The 19,377-nt window shown below is 62.1% G+C and carries 10 protein-coding genes; 5 read left to right on the top strand and 5 right to left on the bottom strand.

The window, feature by feature from the left end:
• Window positions 1-102: 102 nt before the first annotated feature.
• A complete protein-coding gene (locus tag AB7828_RS14260) occupies window positions 103-1,065 on the bottom strand; it encodes a Bug family tripartite tricarboxylate transporter substrate binding protein (RefSeq protein WP_441230477.1) in 963 nt (320 codons plus the stop codon).
• A 208-nt stretch (window positions 1,066-1,273) separates the two neighbouring features.
• Here AB7828_RS14260 and AB7828_RS14265 point away from each other — a divergent pair, with 208 nt between their 5' ends.
• The 3 genes from AB7828_RS14265 (at window position 1,274) to AB7828_RS14275 (ending at window position 4,374) form a co-directional block, all read left to right on the top strand.
• Window positions 1,274-2,185 (top strand): LysR substrate-binding domain-containing protein, encoded by a 912-nt coding sequence (locus tag AB7828_RS14265; protein WP_441230478.1) that lies wholly within the window; start codon window positions 1,274-1,276, stop codon window positions 2,183-2,185.
• Between the two features lie 102 nt (window positions 2,186-2,287).
• On the top strand, window positions 2,288-3,454 hold the full coding sequence (locus AB7828_RS14270) for a CaiB/BaiF CoA transferase family protein (protein ID WP_441230479.1): 1,167 nt from the start codon (window positions 2,288-2,290) through the stop codon (window positions 3,452-3,454).
• Window positions 3,451-4,374: an HpcH/HpaI aldolase/citrate lyase family protein gene (locus AB7828_RS14275; protein ID WP_441230480.1), complete on the top strand. Its 924-nt coding sequence runs from the start codon at window positions 3,451-3,453 to the stop codon at window positions 4,372-4,374. The genes AB7828_RS14270 and AB7828_RS14275 overlap by 4 nt, the downstream gene beginning before the upstream one ends.
• A gap of 516 nt (window positions 4,375-4,890) precedes the next feature.
• Here the strand turns inward: AB7828_RS14275 and AB7828_RS14280 are convergent.
• Window positions 4,891-12,006, bottom strand: coding sequence for an MBG domain-containing protein (locus tag AB7828_RS14280; RefSeq protein WP_441230481.1), 7,116 nt, complete (start codon window positions 12,004-12,006; stop codon window positions 4,891-4,893).
• Window positions 12,007-12,073: 67 nt separating this feature from the next.
• On the bottom strand, window positions 12,074-12,727 hold the full coding sequence (locus AB7828_RS14285; protein WP_120293213.1) for a hypothetical protein: 654 nt from the start codon (window positions 12,725-12,727) through the stop codon (window positions 12,074-12,076).
• Between the two features lie 573 nt (window positions 12,728-13,300).
• On the opposite strand from AB7828_RS14285, the gene AB7828_RS14290 reads away from it, so the two are divergent.
• Both AB7828_RS14290 and AB7828_RS14295 read left to right on the top strand, forming a co-directional pair.
• Entirely contained in the window at window positions 13,301-14,824 is a 1,524-nt protein-coding gene (locus tag AB7828_RS14290; RefSeq protein WP_441230482.1) for a ShlB/FhaC/HecB family hemolysin secretion/activation protein, read from the top strand.
• A 77-nt stretch (window positions 14,825-14,901) separates the two neighbouring features.
• The gene (locus AB7828_RS14295; protein WP_441230483.1) at window positions 14,902-15,642 is read left to right on the top strand and encodes a response regulator; all 741 of its coding nucleotides are present in this window, start codon (window positions 14,902-14,904) and stop codon (window positions 15,640-15,642) included.
• On the opposite strand, the gene AB7828_RS14300 is transcribed toward AB7828_RS14295, so the two are convergent.
• Window positions 15,639-18,332: an ATP-binding protein gene (locus AB7828_RS14300; RefSeq protein WP_441230484.1), complete on the bottom strand. Its 2,694-nt coding sequence runs from the start codon at window positions 18,330-18,332 to the stop codon at window positions 15,639-15,641. The genes AB7828_RS14295 and AB7828_RS14300 overlap by 4 nt on opposite strands.
• Window positions 18,329-19,357 (bottom strand): ABC transporter substrate-binding protein, encoded by a 1,029-nt coding sequence (locus AB7828_RS14305; protein ID WP_441230485.1) that lies wholly within the window; start codon window positions 19,355-19,357, stop codon window positions 18,329-18,331. The genes AB7828_RS14300 and AB7828_RS14305 overlap by 4 nt, the downstream gene beginning before the upstream one ends.
• Between the last annotated feature and the right edge of the window lie 20 nt (window positions 19,358-19,377).

Genomic DNA, 19,377 nt, shown 5'->3' on the forward strand with positions numbered 1-19,377 from the left:
CAATCAGATCCCGCCCATGCAAAGACACTTAACCTTGAGATAGTCATCGATCCCGCCTAGCCGCGCTGCGATCTCGCGAGAGATAAATTCATCTCGCGCGTGTCAGGGTTCGAGCTTCGCTTCCTTCACGATGATCGACCAGCGGTCGACCTCCGAGTTGATGAGTTGCTGCAGGGCCGTGCGGCCTTGCGCAGATGGCGCCTGCGCCGCCAGTTCGGCGAAGCGCGTCTTGACGTCTTCATTCTCGAGCGACTTGGCGAGCGCCGCTTCCAATCTGGCGATCACTTCGGGCGGCGTGCCGGCAGGGGCCGCCAGCGCATTCCACACTTGCAAATCGAATTTCGGCAGATTGCTTTCGACGAAAGTCGGCACGTCGGGCGCCTGCACCAGTCGCTGCGGCCCGGTGACGCCGATGGCCCGCACCAGCCCGTTCTGATGCGCCGGAATCATCGTGACGGTTTGGTCGATCACCGCCTCGATATTGCCAGCGATCAAATCCTGGATGGCAGGCCCCGAGCCACGATAGGGCACCAGCATCGCATTGGTCTGCGTCAGATAGAGCAACATCGCTGCGGCGAGCTGCGCGGTCGAGCCCGCCCCGGATTGCCCGAAGGTGATGCGGTTGTTCGGCGCCTTGAGGCGCTCGATCAGTTGGCTCAGATTCTCGATGCCGCTCTTTTTGCTGACCGAAAGCATCATCGGGACATTCGCGAACACGCCAATGCCGGTCAGGTCCTTGCGCGGATCGAAGCCCAGATTCGGGTACAGTGGCACGATCGCCGCCATCGAGCCCATATTGCCGAAATTGAGCGTGTAGCCATCGGGTTTGGCCCGAACCACGCGCTGGGTGCCAATCGTGCCGCCGGCGCCGCCGACATTCTCAACGATCACCGTCTGTTTGAGTTCGGCGCCGAGTGCCTTGGCGAGAATGCGAGCCAGCACGTCCGTGGTGCCACCGGCCGCATAGGGCACGACCAGCGTGATCGGGCGGTCCGGATAGTTGTTCGCCCGTGCCAACGTGAGCGAAGCTGCAATCCAGAGCAGTGCAATGAACAGACGGCGCACGTAGAGCCTCCCCTTGATATTTGCCGATGCGGCGCTTCGCGCGCCTTTGTTGTCCTTCTGGCATACTCGCCGGGGCCCGTCCCATAGGCTGTTGCTCTGAGGGGTATAAGATCGGGCACCGGCCGCATCGCCATCGCTGGCAATGGCCAGCGAAGTTCGGTTCGGTGTAAGGAAACGAGCTTGCCCGCATCTTCACTGGATCGATGCCTTGGAACTGAGACAGCTTCGCTACTTCGTCAACGTGGTCGACATGGGCAGCCTGTCGAAGGCCGCGGTGCTGCTCGCAGTGTCGCAGCCCTCGCTGAGCCAGCAGATCGCCGCGATGGAGCACGACCTGGGCGTGCCGCTTCTGCTGCGTAGCGCGACGGGCGTGAAGCCAACCGATGCGGGCGCCAAACTGTATCGTCATGCCCGCATCGTATTGCGGCAGATGCAGGAGCTCACGGCCGACATTGCTGACGAGGGCAGCGGCGCCGTCGGACCCGTGGCCGTCGGCCTTCCCACCAGCATCGCCTCGGTGCTCGCCGTACCGCTGGTAGAGCGCCTGCGGCACGACCACCCCGGCGTGAAGCTCCAGCTCTTCGAGAGCTTCAGCGGCTATCTCAACGAGTTGCTGGCCAATGGCCGCCTTGACATGGCCATCCTGTTTCGCGGCTCCGACGCGCCGGGTATGACCGTCAGGCCGCTGTTTACCGAGCAATTGTCCGTATTCGGCGCTCCCGATATAGGCGATCCCGAAGCGACGACCTGCGATCTCGCATCCCTGGCCGATGTCCCCATGGTCCTTCCGGACAGAACCAACGGGCTGCGCCTTCTCGTCGAGCAAGCGTTCTCGGAAGCCGGCGTGCCGCTGAATGTGATGTCCGACATCGACTCCCTGCCGGTTATGATGAAACTCGTGCGCAACGGCACCGCCGCGACGATCAACTCCTCCGGGGTCGCCCGGATCGCGGAAACACCCATCCTGTCGAGACGGCCGGTGAACCCCGCCATTAATCGCACCGTGGGTCTCTGCCTGCCCACCGGCATTCCGCAGACCGCGGCCGCACTGGCCGCGGAGGAGACCATCCGCACACTGGCGCGCGAACATGCCGTGATCTGGGACAAGGCCACTGACTGACCCGCTATTGGTTCAGCCTATACCTGCGATGGCAAACCAGTATGCCCCCTGCGCGCATCGCTGCGGTTAAAAGTGCGCGGAGCAAAATTGTCGGGACAGCAGATGGACCAAGAAAAGCGCGCCTTGCCCCTGTCGGGCGTCACCGTGGTATCGCTCGAACAGGCGATTGCTGCGCCCTTGGCCAGCCGACATCTGGCGGATTGGGGCGCCCGCGTTATCAAGATCGAGCGGCCGGGGCGCGGCGATTTCTGCAGGGATTACGACTTCGTCCTGAACGGCATGTCGAGCCAGTTCGTCTGGACCAACCGCTCGAAGGAAAGCCTGGCGCTCGACATTAAGCAGCCGCAGGACCGCGACGCGCTGGAAAGCCTGCTCGCCGGCGCCGACGTCTTTCTGCAGAACCTGGCGCCGGGAGCGGCGCAGCGGCTCGGGCTGGATGCGAAGGCTCTGGTTGAGCGCTTTCCCCGCCTGATCGCCTGCGACATCTCCGGCTACGGATCGGGCGGGCCGTATAGCGACAAAAAGGCCTATGACCTGCTGGTGCAATGCGAGACCGGCCTGCTCTCGATCAGCGGTTCAGAAGACCATCCCGCCAAGGGCGCCATCGCCATCGCGGATATCGCCACCGGCATGTATGTGCTGAACGGCGTTCTGATGGCACTCTATGCGCGGGAGCGCACCGGGCGCGGCACCGCCTTCGAGGTGTCGCTGTTCGATGCGATGACCGAATGGATGAGCTATCCCTCGCTCTATACAGCGGGCGCTGGAAAGCCGCTGAAACGGACCGGCATGCGCCACGCCACGATCGCGCCCTACGGTCCGTTTCGCGCTGGCGACGGCAAGACGGTGTTTTTCGGAATCCAGAACGAACGCGAATGGCTTTCGCTCTGCACGAACGTACTGGATGACGCCGATCTCGCCATCGATCTGCGATTCGTGACTAATCCGGATCGCATGACCAACCGCGACGAGCTCGAACGTCTGATCGAAAGCCGCATTGCCGGCACCACCAGCGACCAGTTGCTGGCCCAGTTGGAGCAGGCCTCGATCGCCAATGCGCGCCTCAACAGCGTCGAGGAATTTCTCGATCACCCGCAACTGCATAGCCGTCATCGCGTCGTCAATGTCGGTACGCCGAATGGCGCTGTTACCAGCTATCTCCCGGCCATCACGATCCCCGGCCTGACGCCGCAGATGGGTCCGGTCCCCGCGGTCGGGCAGCACACCGACGCGATCCTCTCTGAACTCCGAGAACGAGCCCGCCCATGACCGCCCCTCGACTGACGCGGACCTATCTTGCCGTGCCGGCGCATCGCGAACGCATGGTCGAGCGCGCCGCGGGATCTGCAGCGGACGCCGTGTTTCTCGACCTCGAAGACGCTGTTCCCGCCGGCGAAAAGAACGCCGCCTTGCGGACGGCGATCGATGCCATCACGCGGCTGGACTGGGGGCAGAAGACCGTCACGGTTCGCATCAATGCGATCGACAGCCCGTCCATCGCGGAGGAAGTCGAAAAACTGTCCGGCCTCGCAAGGCTGGACGCCGTCTTGCTGCCGAAAGCAGAACGCGTGACCGATGTGATCGGCATCGGCGAGCGGCTGTCGCAGCATCGCGGCGACCGAAACCATCCGCTGGAGCTCGAGCTCCTGATCGAAACCGCGCTCGGCGTGGTCAATGTCGATGCCCTCGCCGCTGCGCATGCGACGGTCGCCGCGCTGCATTTCGGTGTCGGCGATTTCAGCGCCTCGATCGGCGCGCGCAGCGACGAGATCGGATTGTCCCCGCGCGACTACAGGCACGTCGCCTCCGCAGCGGAGGAGCACCGGGAAACAGCGCTCGACCTCTTCGCCTATCCGATGATGCGGATTCTGATCGCGGCACGCGCCTTCCAGCTGAGGGCGATCGACGGGCCTTTTGGCGCATTCCGGGACAACCAAGGCACGCTCGGCTCCGCGGTCAAGGCGGCAAGCATGGGCTATGACGGCAAGCAGGTGATCCATCCCGACCAGATCGAGCCGACGCGGTCCGCATTCGTCCCGTCAGCCAGCGACAGCGCCTCGGCGCAACGTGTCATCGAAGCGATGCGCGCTGCCGAACGGGACGGGCATGGCGCCGTGACACTGGATGGCCGGATGCTCGATCTCGCCAATGTGAGAATGGCCGAGCGCATCCTTCGCTTTGCATCATAAGGGACCAGGCCCTGTCCGCTGGCGCTTGCTTCTCGCAAGCACACGTTGCTGCATCGTTGGATGGCTTGCAATAGCTCGTTGAGGACGAGAATTGACAGCGGTGCTGTCAGACGCGGCGTCATCTCGCGTACTAGGTCGGCGGAATGCGGGTCATATGCGCATCCCCGACACTCCCCTCATGGAATCGCAAAGGGATCGAATGACGACTTTGCACCAGAAGCGGTCATCCCATGACACGATCGTTCTTGAAGCACCTGCGGGTTAGATCTTGCGATGCATCGCACGCCAGTCGTTGGGCGCCATCGCCGTCGCATTTCGGAACACGCGATAGAAATGTTGCGATGCTGTCGTATCCGCACGCATAGGCAACTCTAGTGCTTTTAAGCTTGGCGTGAGCTAAGAGCGATCGCGCGGCGCCAAGAGTTCCCATCCTTTCTTTCAGCGGACGTCTCTCATCACAACTATCCGTTGATTTGAGAGCAATTCAGAGACGCGGAGCTGCCGGCGAAAGTTGTTTCACCGACCGTTCCTCCGCTTTCTGTCTTCGCCGCGCTCACCACCGATGGAGTTCGTCACGTCATCGTTGGGCGATCCGTTGGTGTTGGTTCTCCCGCCAGCATTGCCGGCGACGATTCCAGTTGGAGCCGGCGAGCTCGGCGGCGCCTGGAAGAGGTTATCGAAGGAGGACTTCGGACTGCCGACAGGGGACGGCGACATCGTATTGGTCGTTGGCGCCGCCGGGTTGACCACGGCGATCTGACCGGGGCTCGGCGCGAGCGAGACGTTGAACGACTTGATTGTGAAAACTGCCCCGACATAGCTCAGCGCATAGTTAGGCGAAACGCCGAGCGAGCCTAGCCGAATGGCATAGTCGCCCACCACATCACCCAGCGCGCGCTCCAGCGAGCCGGAGAAGCGATCGCCGTTGAACAGCGTGCCGCCGGTAAGACGATAGGTCAGCGCCGGATCAAGCTCTGCGAACATCTTGCTCTGGGGATCTGCGGTGACTGTCAGCGGCGCGGCCGTCACGATCCAGACGCCACTGTTGCGGGCCGAGATCGCATAGTTCGGATTGGTCAGCGTTCCGGCTACGTCGAGCAAATAGGGATTGCCCGCGACGCCGGTCCGGCCGGTGATGCCGAACGAATTGACGAGCCCGGTCAGAACCTCAATCCCCTGACCGTTCTGCAAACCGATGGCCGACAAGCCGGGATTGAGCGGCGAACTGCCATAGACCGATGTGCCGCCATTGGCCGTGACAACAATGGAGGCCGGCGTGACGGTCCAACTGCCCGGATTGAATGCGGAGACCTGATAGTTTGGATTGGCCAGCGTGCCGAGCGCACTGAGCGCATATGGCCCATGAGCCACGCCGCTGGTCGCAGTAATGCCGAACGAGTTGCGAAGGCCCGCCAGAACGTCGACGCCCTCGTTATTCTGCAAGCCAGTGGCCGACAGACCAGGATTGAGCGGCGAGCTGCCATAGACCGATGTGCCGCCATTGGCCGAGACCACGATAGACGCCGGTGTGACGGTCCAGCTGGCGTCGTTGCGCGCCGCCACGCGATAATTCGCATTGGTCAGTGTTCCCGCCACGCTGAGCGTATACGGACCGCCAGCCACGCCCGTCGTCGGCAGGATGCCGAACGAGTTGCTCAGGCCGGTCAGGGCATCGACATCCTGACCGTTCTTCAAACCATTCGCCGAGAGGCCCGGATTGGACGGCGACTGGCCATAGACCGAGCTGCCACCATTCGCCGACACGATGATGTCCGCCGCAGCGACCGACAGCGAACCGCCGACATAGCTGATGGTGTAATTACCGAGGCCATTGCCGAGTGCATTGCTGGCCGTGATCCCGTAAGGCGCGCCGGTCACATTCGCCAGTGCGTCTGCGCCGAGGCTCGCCAGTGTCACACCCGTCACACGGTCGGTGCCATAGAGCGTGCCGCCGACACTGTAACCGGTGCTGCCGAGGGCGAGCGTATCGCCATAGGTCTTGGACTGGTCGTTCGCCGTGATGGTCAGCGCTGCCTTGGTGACACTGCCAATATTGCGGCTGTTCGTGACGACCAGCGTGTAATTGCCGGCCGCGCTGCCGGCGAGGCCGCCGGAACCGAGATTGAACGAGACGGTCTTGCCGCTTCCAGCATTGGCATTGTCATAGGCGCCCGAGGTCGGCAGGTTCGTCACCGACAGCAGGCCGGAATCGCCCACCACCACATTGCTCAGCGTGAAATTGTTGGTGCCGAGCGCGGCGGTGTTGGTGCCGTCATACTGCTTCTCCACCGTGCCGGTGAGCGACAGCGTCACGGTGCGCTTGGCGATGCTGTAATCGTTCCCGACGAAACTCACCCGATAGTTCGAGGATGCGGCGAGCGAGCCCTGATTGATGGCATAGTTGCCGGCATTCTCGCCCGCGGCGCGGCCGATCGTGCCGGTGAGACTGTCGCCATTCACCAACGATCCACTGGTCACCTGCCAGGTGAGGGCGGAACCTGTGTCGCCATAGGTCTTGCCCTGACCGGCATCGGCCGCCACCGTGATCGCACGCTGCGTCACCGTCAGTTGCCCGCTCGGCAGATTGACGATGCGATAGGTCGATCCGTCATTGCTGACGGGCTGGAGCTGGGTAGGACGGTTGGTCACATACGGCGTCATGCGCAGCCACGCCACGCCATCGCCAATAGTCACGCCCATCGGAACCAGGAAGAAGTCCGACGTACCGGTGAGAACGATCGCACCATTGCCGTTGACCGTGGCGGATACGCCGTTCTGCGAGGTAAACTGATTGATGCGATCCGCGATCTGCTGCGCGGTCGAATTCCGATCCCACAGGATGTCGTTCCCGTTGTTGATCCGCATGCCGAGATATTGCGGTCCAAACCCGCCCTGGCTCGGGGCACCAGCGCCGACAGCCTGCGGCGGCAGGACGGTCATCCCCGCCGTCACGGCATAGGTACCGACGCCCGACGACTGATTGGCGGTGGTGCTCAGGGCAAGCGGAATCTTGTTCGGCGTATCGTAGTTTTTGAGGCCGTAGATCATCGCCGCCAGCGTCGTATTGGCATCGCCATACATGCGCGTGGCATTCGATGTCTCGACGACGGCGACGTGATTGGCCCAGTAGAATTCCGGATAGCGCGCGACGCCGTCCGACTGGCCCGCGCTGTTCGACGGGATCCAGACGTTGCGATAATCCCAGCCGGTATAGACGGTGCGGAACGTGTTGAGATCCTGCATCTGCGCCGTGGTCAGGCCGGTGCCGACGAAGGTCTGGCCACGATTGGGATTGAGCCAGGACGGATTCGAGACGCTGGAATCGTAATACGTATTGGTGACCGTTCCCGTCCGCCCGTTGTCGCTTACATTGCGCCCGACGACCGAGCCGACAAAGTGCACCCCATAGTTCCAGGCTCGGTCGAGCCGCCCGGTCGCATAGGAATTAATGATGGTGCCCGTGCCGTCATTGGTCGCATTGGTACCGACGAGACCGCCGATCGTGCCATTGCCGCGCACGAGGCCCGTCGCATAGGAATTGACGATCCGCCCGGGTCCGCCGTTTTCGTTCACGTTGACGCCGGCGAGGCCGCCCCCTTGGCCGACAAAGGTGACGTAATCAGACTGCTGGCCAACAGCCTCGACCGCGACTGTGCTGTAGGACTCTTCGATCGCGCCGCGATTGTAGCCGACCAGGCCGCCGGCGGCCCAGTTCGAATAGACCCCGCTCGCGTCATCGCTGCGCGACGCCCATGAGCGGAAGATCGTGCCGTCGCTCACGCCAGCGATCGAGCCGGCAGATCCCCAGTCGGCTATGATCCTGCTATCGACGACGCCGAGATTCTTCACCACGCTGCCGGATGCCAGATAGGCAAACACGCCCGCATGATTGCCGTCGGTCATATTCACGAAGAGGTTTCTGATCGCGTGACCCTGGCCGTCCAATGTTCCGGTGAACGAGGCTGCCGTTTTCGCGTAGTCGGCGTACTGTCCCGACTGCGAATATCCTGTCTCGCCCAGCGTATAAACAGTCGTGTAGACCTCGCGCACTCCATTGTTCCAGACCTCATACGAATCGGACGGTCGATTCTCGCCAAATTGCAGGCGCATGAAGTACTTCGTCGTGTAACCGCTATAGCTGATCGGCGAGATCGGCGAGAAGGCGTTGCCCTTCCACATCCCGGTGGACAATTCTGCCGACGCGTTGATGTCGCGCGCAAGCTTGTAACTGGCAGCACCGTTCATATTCACCAGTTGCAACTGGTGCAGGTTCTGGATGTTGGTCGAATATTCGGCCTTCAGGAACGGGCGCGTATAGCCGTCCACCATGTACCAGTGGGAGTGAAAGTTGCCTTCCTGGTATCCATTGAGATAGTTCGGGTCGTTGAAATTGCTGTAGGAGTTAAGCGAATACGGGCTGTTGTCGGAATTCGTGTTCAGCGCAGCAACATATTGAATCTGCTCCGACGTCCAGCCGCCGGGCATGTCGTGATAGGAGCGACCGAAGGCGCGGCTGGTGCCGGACGTGGCCTGATCCCAGTAAACATGCCAGATGCGTGCTGACTGGCTGTGCTGGGAATTGAAGCTTTCCATCGTATCCCAGTCGCGGAACTGGTTGCGCCCGACGATGCCACCCACATTGGTGCCGGACACCACGCCCGCGAAATACGAATCTTGAAGCGACGCGAAGCCCATCACGCTCCATTGATTTTCGCCAACAAGACCGCCGGTCCAGCTCGTGCCGTTCACGCTGGCAAGCGAATAAGTCCAGCGGACCATGGCGCCTTCGCCATTGATGCCGGCAATGCCACCTGCCGTCGCGCCGGTGACCGAGCCGGCCGAATAGGAGTCCTGGATGGTACCGTAATTGTAGCCGGCGATGCCGCCAACAACATAGCCGCGGATGGCACCGGTCGAATAGGAGCCGCCATTGATGATGCCATTATTGCGTGCCACCAGACCGCCCGCGCCCAGCGAACTGGCGATGTTGGTCACGCTCGCCGTCGAATAAACATTCGTCAGCGTGCCATTGTTCTCTGCGGCGATCGAACCGACATAGCTGGCATTGCCACTGAACGAACCGCCGATGATACCGACATTCCGGATCGTGCCATTGTTCTGGTAGAACACGCCGACATCGCCACCGCCGACCTGCCCTTCGCCGCGGCGTTGGTACATGTTCAGGATCGCATAGCCGCGGCCATCGAGCGTACCGGTGAAGCCCTGATAGGGGCGACCATCTCCAAACGCACCGATCGGATCGAAGCCGCGGCAGATGCCGCTCAGACAGGTCCAGGTCGACGTCACGCTGGCATCGATGTCCCGGCCCAGCGCGTAGGTGCCGCCGAGATTGGATTCGATTCCCTTCAATTGGTAGACATCATTCACCAGCATATACGCTGCCACGGTCGCGCCGTAGCCGCTCTGCGTGATGCTGGAATAGTTGATCGTATTGGCGTAGCTGCCGGTTGCCGCATAGGGATTGTAAAAGATTTCGACGGGCGTGGCCGTATTCACCCGCGCATTGGACGCGAAGTTGACGAGGCCGTTGTCGGAGCGGAGCGTCACCGAAGTCAGCGCACTGTTGAAGTTGGAAATGTGATCGTTGATCTGGATATTTCCGGCCGACCGCAGATTGATCGTGCCGAACGAGCCCAGCGAGTTGGTGGTGATCGCACCACCCGACGTGATCGATATATTGCCGCCGACAATGCTGCCGATCCTTCCGGCAGTGACGTCGCCCGACGCCACGATCGATGTCGAGGTCGAGGCCGCCGTCCCTGTTGCGCGAATGCTGCCTTCGAAAGTGAGCGAGCCGCCGATCACCAGCGATATATCGCGCCCAATGAGGTCGCCGGTTACCAGATTGCCGTTGTTGGTGAAGGCCACCGAACCGGGAGTAAACGGCTGCGGGTCTTCGTTCCCCCAGCCCACACTCGCTGTATCGCTCGACAGCCGGCCGACGACATTACCGGCGCTGGTCAGTGATACCGATGTGAACGTCATCGGGAGCACCAGGTTAGACACCATGATCGGCGCGGTCTGCGAGATGCTGCCGGGCGACGTCAGCCACAGCGTCCCGTTGCGGCCGGATATCGTGCCGTTGATCTGGATGTCGCGATAGGCATTGAGATACAGCGTATTGGCCGATGTCCAGGAGATCGGCGCATTGATGATGATATCGCCGGCGCCCTGCGTCTGGTTGCCCGGGCCGCTCGCGGACGATGCCGTGGTGATCAGCGTGACATTGGCCGCGCCGAGATTGGCGCCGATGGTCGCCGCCGCCGCGGAATCGATGGTCAGTGTGACCGGATCGAGCAGCCAGTCGCCGGTGCGGCCCTTCGGCGCTGACGCATCGACGCGGATGCCAGCGAAATCAAGCTGCTTGCCCGAGGTCTCAATGAGGCCGCCGTCGCCGCCATTGACACCGCCGCGCGCCGACAACGTACTGCGCACGCTGGTGAGACCGTCCGACCACAGCACGATCTTGCCGCCCTTGCCGCTGTCCAGCGCGTCGGCGCGGATCACCGTCGCCGAATCCGCCGTGACCTTGACGGCATGCTGGAAATCGCCGCGACCATAGGCATCGCCACCGATGCGAACGCCGCCGCCGCCGGCCGCGCCCGACGCGTCGATGCGCGCACCGGCCAGCGCGATCTCGGCGCCGCTGATGTCGATCTGGCCGCCTGTCTTTTTGGCAGCCACCTGATTGCGCGACTTGCCGGTCGCCGTGACACGGCCGGACACGTTGACGCGGCCACCCTCGCCGCCACCGAGCACGATGCGCCCGGCGCGGGTGCCGACCGAATTGGCGCGGATCGTGCCCGGGACGTTCACCGCATCGCGCAGGATGTTGTTCGCCGTGGCGGCGCTGAGGAACACCTGTCCGCCATCGGCACGGATCTTTCCGCTATTGGTCACCAGCGCCTTGCCGGTGCCATCGACGAGATTGCCAAGCTGGTTGGACGGTACAGCGACCGACAGGAAGCCGTCGCCGGACAGATCGAGCGTAATCATCTCGCCGGAGCCGAGACCGACCTTGCCGAGCCGCGCCGAAATGACGCCGTCATTGGCGACGCGGCCACCGAGCAACGCTGCGAAGCCGCCGTCGGACACGTTGATGCGGCCGGCATTGGTGACAACAGCCGAGGAGCCGTTACCGGTAAACTTGTATTTGCCCGATAGGAAGTCCTCGTTCCTGATGTCGAGCGTTGAGGCCGCGAAAGAGCCAGTATTGACGACACCCGTATTAGTGATCGCGATACCGTTCGGATTAACCAGCAGCACGGTGCCGGGCGCGTTGATCGTGCCGGCGATGCTGGAGGGCGTGGTACCCGTAACGCGGTTGAGGGTGGCAGCCGCCGCGCTCGGCTGGTTGAAGTTGACGGTGCCACCGGCACCGATCGAGAACGAATTCCAGTTGATGATGGCGCTGTTCGAGGATTGGTTGACGTTCAGCGTCCCGTTCGACGGCGCGGCGATACTCGCGGCGCCATGGGTCACGGTGCCTCCGCCCGGCAGCGTCTGCGCCAGTGCAATGCTGCCACTGAACACCACGCAGCCGAACACCAGCGGTGCGAAAGCCGCCCTCACGCTGCCGCGGATCGGCGTCACGTCATATGTCTGTGTCATGCCCAGCTCCTGTCACCTGCACGGGCGCCGTTGACCGGCGCTCCCGAGGTCGTCTTGTCTGCCCTGTTTAGAATTTGCCGCGCTCGATCCGCGCAATGTCGGGATCGTCGCGTTCAGCGATGTAGTTGATGATCAGCTTCGGCGGCCCCTTCGGGTCCGGCGACGTGGTCTGATTGCCTTCGCGCTGCATCTGGTATTTGACGCCATCGGCGATCAGCCGGACCGCCCCCTTCTTCTCATCCTCGCCGGCGAACAGCACAATCGTATTGTCGCCAACGGGAATGCCGGAGCGGAGCGTGTCCTTCTTCCAGACAAAGCCTGCGAGATAGCGCTCAAGACGCGTGCCGGCAGTGATCATCGCATTGGGATCGACCGGCGGCGTGGAGGCGACCTCGCCCCAGACGACATTGACCTGAATGAGCTTCTTCGACTTGTTGCCGAAGATGTAGGCGACCCGTGCAGCGCCCGGACCAGGATCGAGCGACGGCACAGCGACGGTCAGGACATTCGTGCCCTCGATGCTGTTCACGCTGCTCGCGATGTCGGTCCCCTTGACATTGAATGCCTTCGTCACGATGGCCCGCACCTCCGCCTCCGTCATGCCGAAACGGGCATCGCGGAATCCGGTGACTTCATATTTCGGTGCTTCCTGCTGCGCCCGGGCCGGCAAAACATCGACCACGCCCGCGACAATCGCGGCAACGAGGATCAACCGTGCCATCGCGCGCTTGAGCGCATGCGAAGCGGAATCACAACGAATGGAAGTGCCGAAACGATCTCTCACCTGCTCAACTCCTAAGCGATCAATTGCATCGGTTGAGCGCAGAACCGCCCCGGGCTGCGCAAACGCGGCCGATGCCCATGATACCAGCGTCTTATTAGGGGCTGGATGCAATCAGTTTCGAACACCGTGTGAACGCTCGTTCACATCGACCATCAACGACCGTTATGGTTGATGCGCGCTCAAACTATCCATGCATATATGCGCCGCGTCGCTGCTGCCTGACGGTGCCGGTCGTCGGGTTGCGCATGACCGACGGACGCATGCGCACTGCACGTGGGAAGTTCTGGGGCTGTCTTGATGTCTATTCGTTCGATAAAGAAATCCTTGGCATTGATCGCAATCGCCTTGGGATCGTCGTGCAGTGCCGTGCTCGCTCAATCCCCCGCGCCCGCACCGAGCCTCGTACAACCGCCCACGATTGCCACGCCGCCCGCATCGACGCGTATCACCTTACCGCAAATCTCTGCTGGCTCAACTGTGCCGGATGCCGCTAAAAAACTGACGTTTATCTTGACCGGAATCGACATCGAAGGCGAATTTGACGAGATCACCATCGCGAAGAAAGAAGCCGCGGCCGCGCTGCTGGGAAAGTCCGTTACGGTCGCAGATCTGTTCGGCCTTGCCGACAAGTTGCAGCAAGCCTATGTGCGCGCAGGCTACCCGCTCGTGCGTATCGTCATCCTGCCCCAGGAACTTGATCGGCGCGCACGTGTAAAGCTGCGCGTCATTGACGGCTATGTCGAGAAATTCGATACTAGCACCCTGTCCGGAACATCGGCTGCTCGTGTTGCAGCCGTGCTGGCGCCATTACTCAACAAGCGACGCCTCACGCAGAACGAACTCGAACGGCAATTGCTGATTGCGGGCGATACACCGGGTCTCGTTCTCAATGCCACTTTTGCTGCCGGCTCGGCCGTCGGCGGCTCTGTCCTGGTGCTCAGCGGCCGGTACAGGCCCGTTTCGGCGAGCCTCTATCTCGACAACGGCATGCCCAAATCCTTTGGCGAATGGCAGGCGGCAACATACTTCTCGCTCAACAACCTGGCGGGATTTGGCGAACAGCTCTCGGTCTCCATCGCTGGCCTGCCCGACAATGATTTCGTGACGCCCTATCCGACGCGTCGCTATCTCGGTGCAAACCTCGCCGTTCCACTCGGCATCGACGGCTGGCGGTTCGAACTGGGCGTCACCGATGGTCGCACGACCCCGCGGGTCGATGCGATATTCGCTTCACAGGGTGTTTTCCGGCAAGGGCGCGCGAAGCTCGCCTACGATGTTGTCAAACGCCGCGATACCGAGCTGAGCTTCAATGCGCGATTCGATCTCACGGAAGAACAGGTCAGCACGCTGATCACGACGCCGGCCACGCCGCTATCGCTTGACCGTACACGCGTGCCACGTGTCGGCCTCGACGGCATCCTGCGATTCCGCGAAAGCGGAACCACCCTCAGCTACACGGCGACCTATTCTCACGGCATCAATGCGCTTGGAGCCCGCTCCGTAGCCGATGCGACGCCGTTGCTCACGCTCTCGCGGCAAGGCGCGGACGCGGAATTCAGCAAGCTCGACGGTCGCATCGACGTCATGCAAACGCTTCCCGAGAATCTGTTTCTTTCGGCAGGACTTGCAGGTCAGACATCATTCGGTCGCCCGATGCTCACGTCCGAGCAGTTTCCGATCATTGGCGCCAACATGCTGTCCGGCTTCGCCGCCGGCACGCTCGCCGGCGATACCGGCTGGGTGGGACGCGGAGAATTCGGCTGGAGCACCCAGCTTCCGTTCATCGCCGAACCGCATGCAATCGTGCCTTACGTCTTCGCAGCTACCGGCGAGCGCCGCTATGAAATGCCGACCGTATTGGAAATCCCGGTCATCCGCGCGAACAACTATGGCGGCGGCGTGCGCTTCCAGCTCGCGCCGCAGGCACCCGACGCCCCGTCGCTGTCCGGCTTCGTGGAGCTGAGCGAACGACGTGCCAGCGCTTCCAGCCTCGACGGCTGGATGGTGTTCGCCGGCGGCTCGATCCGCTACTAGACTCCGGAAATGGCAACAACGGACGGATCACTTGCTTTCGGTCAGATGCCATTCCATTGATACGGCAGGAGTACAAGATGTCGGCGCCGGCCCCTTCATTTAACCGAGATTCGCAGCGCCGCGACCGGCTCCTGATTGTCGAGGACGACCCCGTGACGCGGGCCATGCTGGCCGGTTACTTCACCGATCACAACTTTGACGTCGCCGAAGCGGCAAATTGCGCTGAGTGCCGTCAGAAGATCAGGAAGAACGGCGCTGAGCTCGTTTTCATCGACGTTCAACTTCCGGACGGCGACGGGTTCGAACTCGCGAGGGAGATCCAGAGCGTGAGCCAGGCCGGCATCATATTCGTCACGCGCCGCGATACCGAAGTTGATCGGATCCTTGGCCTCGAGGTGGCTGGCGATCACTACGTCACAAAGCCGATTAACCTGCGCGACCTGCTCGCGCGCGCGCGCTCGGTCCTCAGGCGACGCGCGATCGAGCGTGACGCCGCGATCACCGGCACTACGATCGTATTCGGGCGCTGGATCATTGATCTTGTGCGACGCGAACTGGCCACGCTCGGCGGCGAGCTGGTGCATCTCACGCGCGCCGAATTCGATCTGCTCGCAGCGCTGGTCGGTGCCGATGGCAGGCCGCTCAGCCGGGAGTATTTGATCGAGGTCGTCAGCAATCGGCAGACCGATGTCGATATACGTACCGTCGACGCCCTCGTTGCCAGGCTCCGGCGCAAACTCGCCAGCGGCAGCAACCAGCCCCTGATCACCACCGTGACGGGCATAGGTTACAAACTCACGATCGAATCAAAGCGCTAGGCCTGTTCGGACTCTCGCAACCGTTCATTGAGCGCAGCGATAGATTCACGGCAGGTTGCCTCCAGCTGGACGGCAACAGCTTCAAGCGCATCTGCCGGCAATCGCGCCGCATCAGCCTCGATCCCGTTGCATTGGAAGAACAGACGTTCGAGACCGAGCGCACTGGCCGCACTGCCGATCCGATGCGCCAGGCGTTGCATGTGATGCCGATCCCCCATGCTGGCCGCTTCCACCATGCTCCGCGTCAGCGGAAGGCAGGTGTCAAGGAAGATGGTGCGCAGACCACGCAACCGGGGCACCCCTAGCAGTTCTTCCTGATCGTTAAAGAAATCGTCATCGATGAGAGAACCAGCGGTTAGCTCGGACGCACCAACCGGGGCGCCTGGCAGATCGTCGACACCCGCCTGCAAGGTTGATTGCAGCGCCTGTAGCGTGATCGGCTTGCCTACGCGCGCGCGGATGCCATTGGCAGTGAGCCGTCCCTGTGTGCGATCCGACAAGTCGGCTGTCAGTGCGATAATCCGTGGCGATCGATCAAGCTGCAGTTTCCGAATGAGCCTGGCCGTGGCAATGCCGTCCATCTCCGGCATATGCACATCCATGAGTACGACGTCGAAGGCACCTGAGCGAACGAGCTCCAGAGCCATGGCCCCACTCGATGCTACGACTGGCTCGTGACCGAGACGAACAAGGAGGGCATGCCCCACGTCGCGATTGACCGGATCGTCATCGACGAGCAGCACGGACAGCTTCGTCGTCGGAGGTCTCGTCTCGACAACGGCCGGCACCAGTTGCGCCCGATCGAGGGGAATGGACAGAGTAAACGTGCTTCCCTTGCCGAGTTCGCTGCGGACCGAGAGATTGCCGGCCATCAGCCGCGCCAACCGGCGGGAAATGGCGAGGCCAAGCCCCGTCCCGCCGAACCGACGCTCGATATCGCTGTCAGCCTGCACGAAGTCTTCGAAGATGCGCTCCTGAATATCCGGCGCGATTCCGATACCCGTATCCGTAACCGACAGATGGAGCATGCCGGGAGCATCCAGTGTATCGAATGCGAGATCGACCTGGACGCTACCTCGCGCGGTGAATTTGACAGCGTTGCCGAGTAAATTGAGCACCAGCCGACTGAGCTTGATCGGGTCGCCGGCAACGTCCGCGGCCACATCGCCCCGCATCGACAGGCCCAGCGTCAATCCCTTCGCCTCCGCCTCCTGCCTCAACAGATCCAGATCCGCTTCGATGAGTTGATCCAGGCGAAAATTGCGTAATTCGAGCTTGTCGGCGCCCGCTTCGAGGCGGGCATAGTCGAGAATCGATTCGATCAGTGCGAGCAGAGTATCGCCCGAGACCTTGGCTGCCGTGAGCAACCGGATCTGGCGCCCGTCCAGATGGCTGTTATCGAGCAGTTGCAGCACGCCCATCACGCCGTTGAGAGGCGTCCGCAGTTCATGGCTGACCACGGCGAGGAAGCGCGACTTGGTTTCATTGGCCAGTTCGGCCGCCTGTCGCGCGTGATGCGCTTCTGCCCGTTCCTCGATCGCTTGATCGCGCGCCTGTGCAAGTTCGGTCGTCCGCGCCGCAACCCGTCCTTCGAGGGTCAGGTATGACTCCCGCAGGCGCTCTGCCATCCGGTTGAATTGCTCGCCCAGGGTCTGCAGTTCGTCACCCGTCCGAATGACGAGTCTCTGATCGAGATCACCACTTCCGATGCGTTCAGCGCCTTCCGTCAGCGCACGAATGGGATCTGCCATACGGCGGCTGAGCAACAGCGCCGCGAGAAACGCACAGAATAGCGAGACAAGCAGCAGCAGTGCCGAATTGAGCATCGACGCGTAAAGCGACGCATAGGCTTCGTGAGTTGGCAGTTCGACGAACACCTTCCAGCCGATCGGCGCGATGGATGTGTGAACGGACAGAACGCGTTTCCCCGCGAGATCGGTGACGACGGAACCTGCGTCACTGTCGGCGTTACCGGCGAGAGCGGACGCAACCTGCGGAAGCCCCGACAGATCGGTGTTCTTCAGCACAAGGCGGAGATCGGGATGGGCTATCAGGCGACCCCTCGTATCGACGACGAAGGCATTCCCCTCATTGCCAACCTTAATCTGCGAGACGAGATCCCACATGAAGCGCAGATTGACATCGGCGATAATCACGCCGCCATCCGCGCCGCTCACGGCAACCGTGATATAGGGCTCGGTCTCGCGGAAAAAGAAGATCGGCCCATAGTAGATGCCGCGCGCCTTCGCATCGACGAATGCGGGAGACTGCGAAAGATCCGTATTGCTGCGGACCATGTCACGCACATAGCGCGATACCCGCAATTGCTCGCGACCTTGCGGATCGAGCTGAGCGATCTCGGAGATCGCCGGCGTCAGGCGTAGCAGACGAATGCCGGTGACGCGCATCTCTTCTGGCGGAAGCATCTGTAGCGAGAGCTGGGACAACCAGACGAGCTGCCGCTCGATCTCCTTGAGAAACTGATCGATCTTGTCCGCCGCGGCACCGGCCTGCTCGCGTTGCACGGCGATCAGCAGGCGTTGCTGCTCGCGATAGGAGAATATCGCATCGATCACATTGTTGGCGATCAGCGCCGCCGAAACGACCACCAGAAAGGAAACGAGATACTTGCGGAACAGACCGCCGCGTACCGGTGGTCGTGTATCGCGATCGGCGCCGATCGCGCTCATTCGATGATCTTGTCCGCGCGGGCCAGCAGCACCGGCGGCACCGTCAGGTTCAGTGACTTCGCAGTCTTGAGATTGATGATCAGCTGATAGGTGCGCGGCGATCGCACCGGCAGCTCCGCGGGCTTGGCGCCGCGCAAGATCAGGTCGATATATTCGACCATCGCCTCCACCAGCTCCGAGCGCTCCGACGCCGCCGATTCATACTTGAACCCGTAGGAGACCAGGCCACCTTCGGTCATAAAGAAGTGATAGGAATAGACCGCCGGGACCGCATTTGCCGCGACAGCGGATACGATCGCCTTGCGGTTGAGGACGGTGAACGCATCCGGCGTCACGACAAGCCCGCCGGCCGGTGCACCGCCGAGCCGGGCAATCTGCGCCGATATGTTGCCCGGATCCGAAATCGGAAGCGGGATGATGTCAACGCCGAAAGATGATGCCATCTCCCTCAATGGATCGAGATAGTAGTCGCCATTGCGCGGCGCGGAGAGCGGATTGAAGATCACACCGACGCGCTTGACGCGAGGCGCAAGCTCCAAAAGGATCTCCAGCCATTTGCTCCCCATCGACGGATGGCTGGTCGTGAAGCCCGTGGCATTTCCCCCCGGGCGCACCAGGCTCTGCACAAATCCGCTGCTAACCGGATCCGCGGCCGTCGAGAAGACGAGCGGAATGGTCTGGGTCTCACTCAGAATGGCTTGGGCGTCGAGCACGCCACCCGTGATGATGAGATCCGGCGTCCGTGCCACGATCTGCTTGGCCATCGCCTTGCGTTGGACCGGATCGTTCAGACACGACAGCGCTTCATACTCGATCACACGCCCATCGACCCATCCAAGCTCGCCAAGTCGGGCCTTCATCGCTGCCAGGCGTGCAACGGTCATAGGCTCGTCATAGGCGGTGCTCAGTAGGAATGAGACGCGCCGCCGCTCGGGCGCCACCTGCGCGACCGCCAGACGCGGCAGGGCCAAGATCGCAGCAAACGCAAGAACACTTCGTCGATGGAGCGCGATAGTCTTCCGCATGAGGAATTTCCCAGCACAAC

Origin of the sequence: Tardiphaga sp. 215_C5_N2_1 (genome assembly GCF_052076055.1) — a bacterium.
In the GTDB taxonomy this organism is placed as follows: domain Bacteria; phylum Pseudomonadota; class Alphaproteobacteria; order Rhizobiales; family Xanthobacteraceae; genus Tardiphaga; species Tardiphaga robiniae.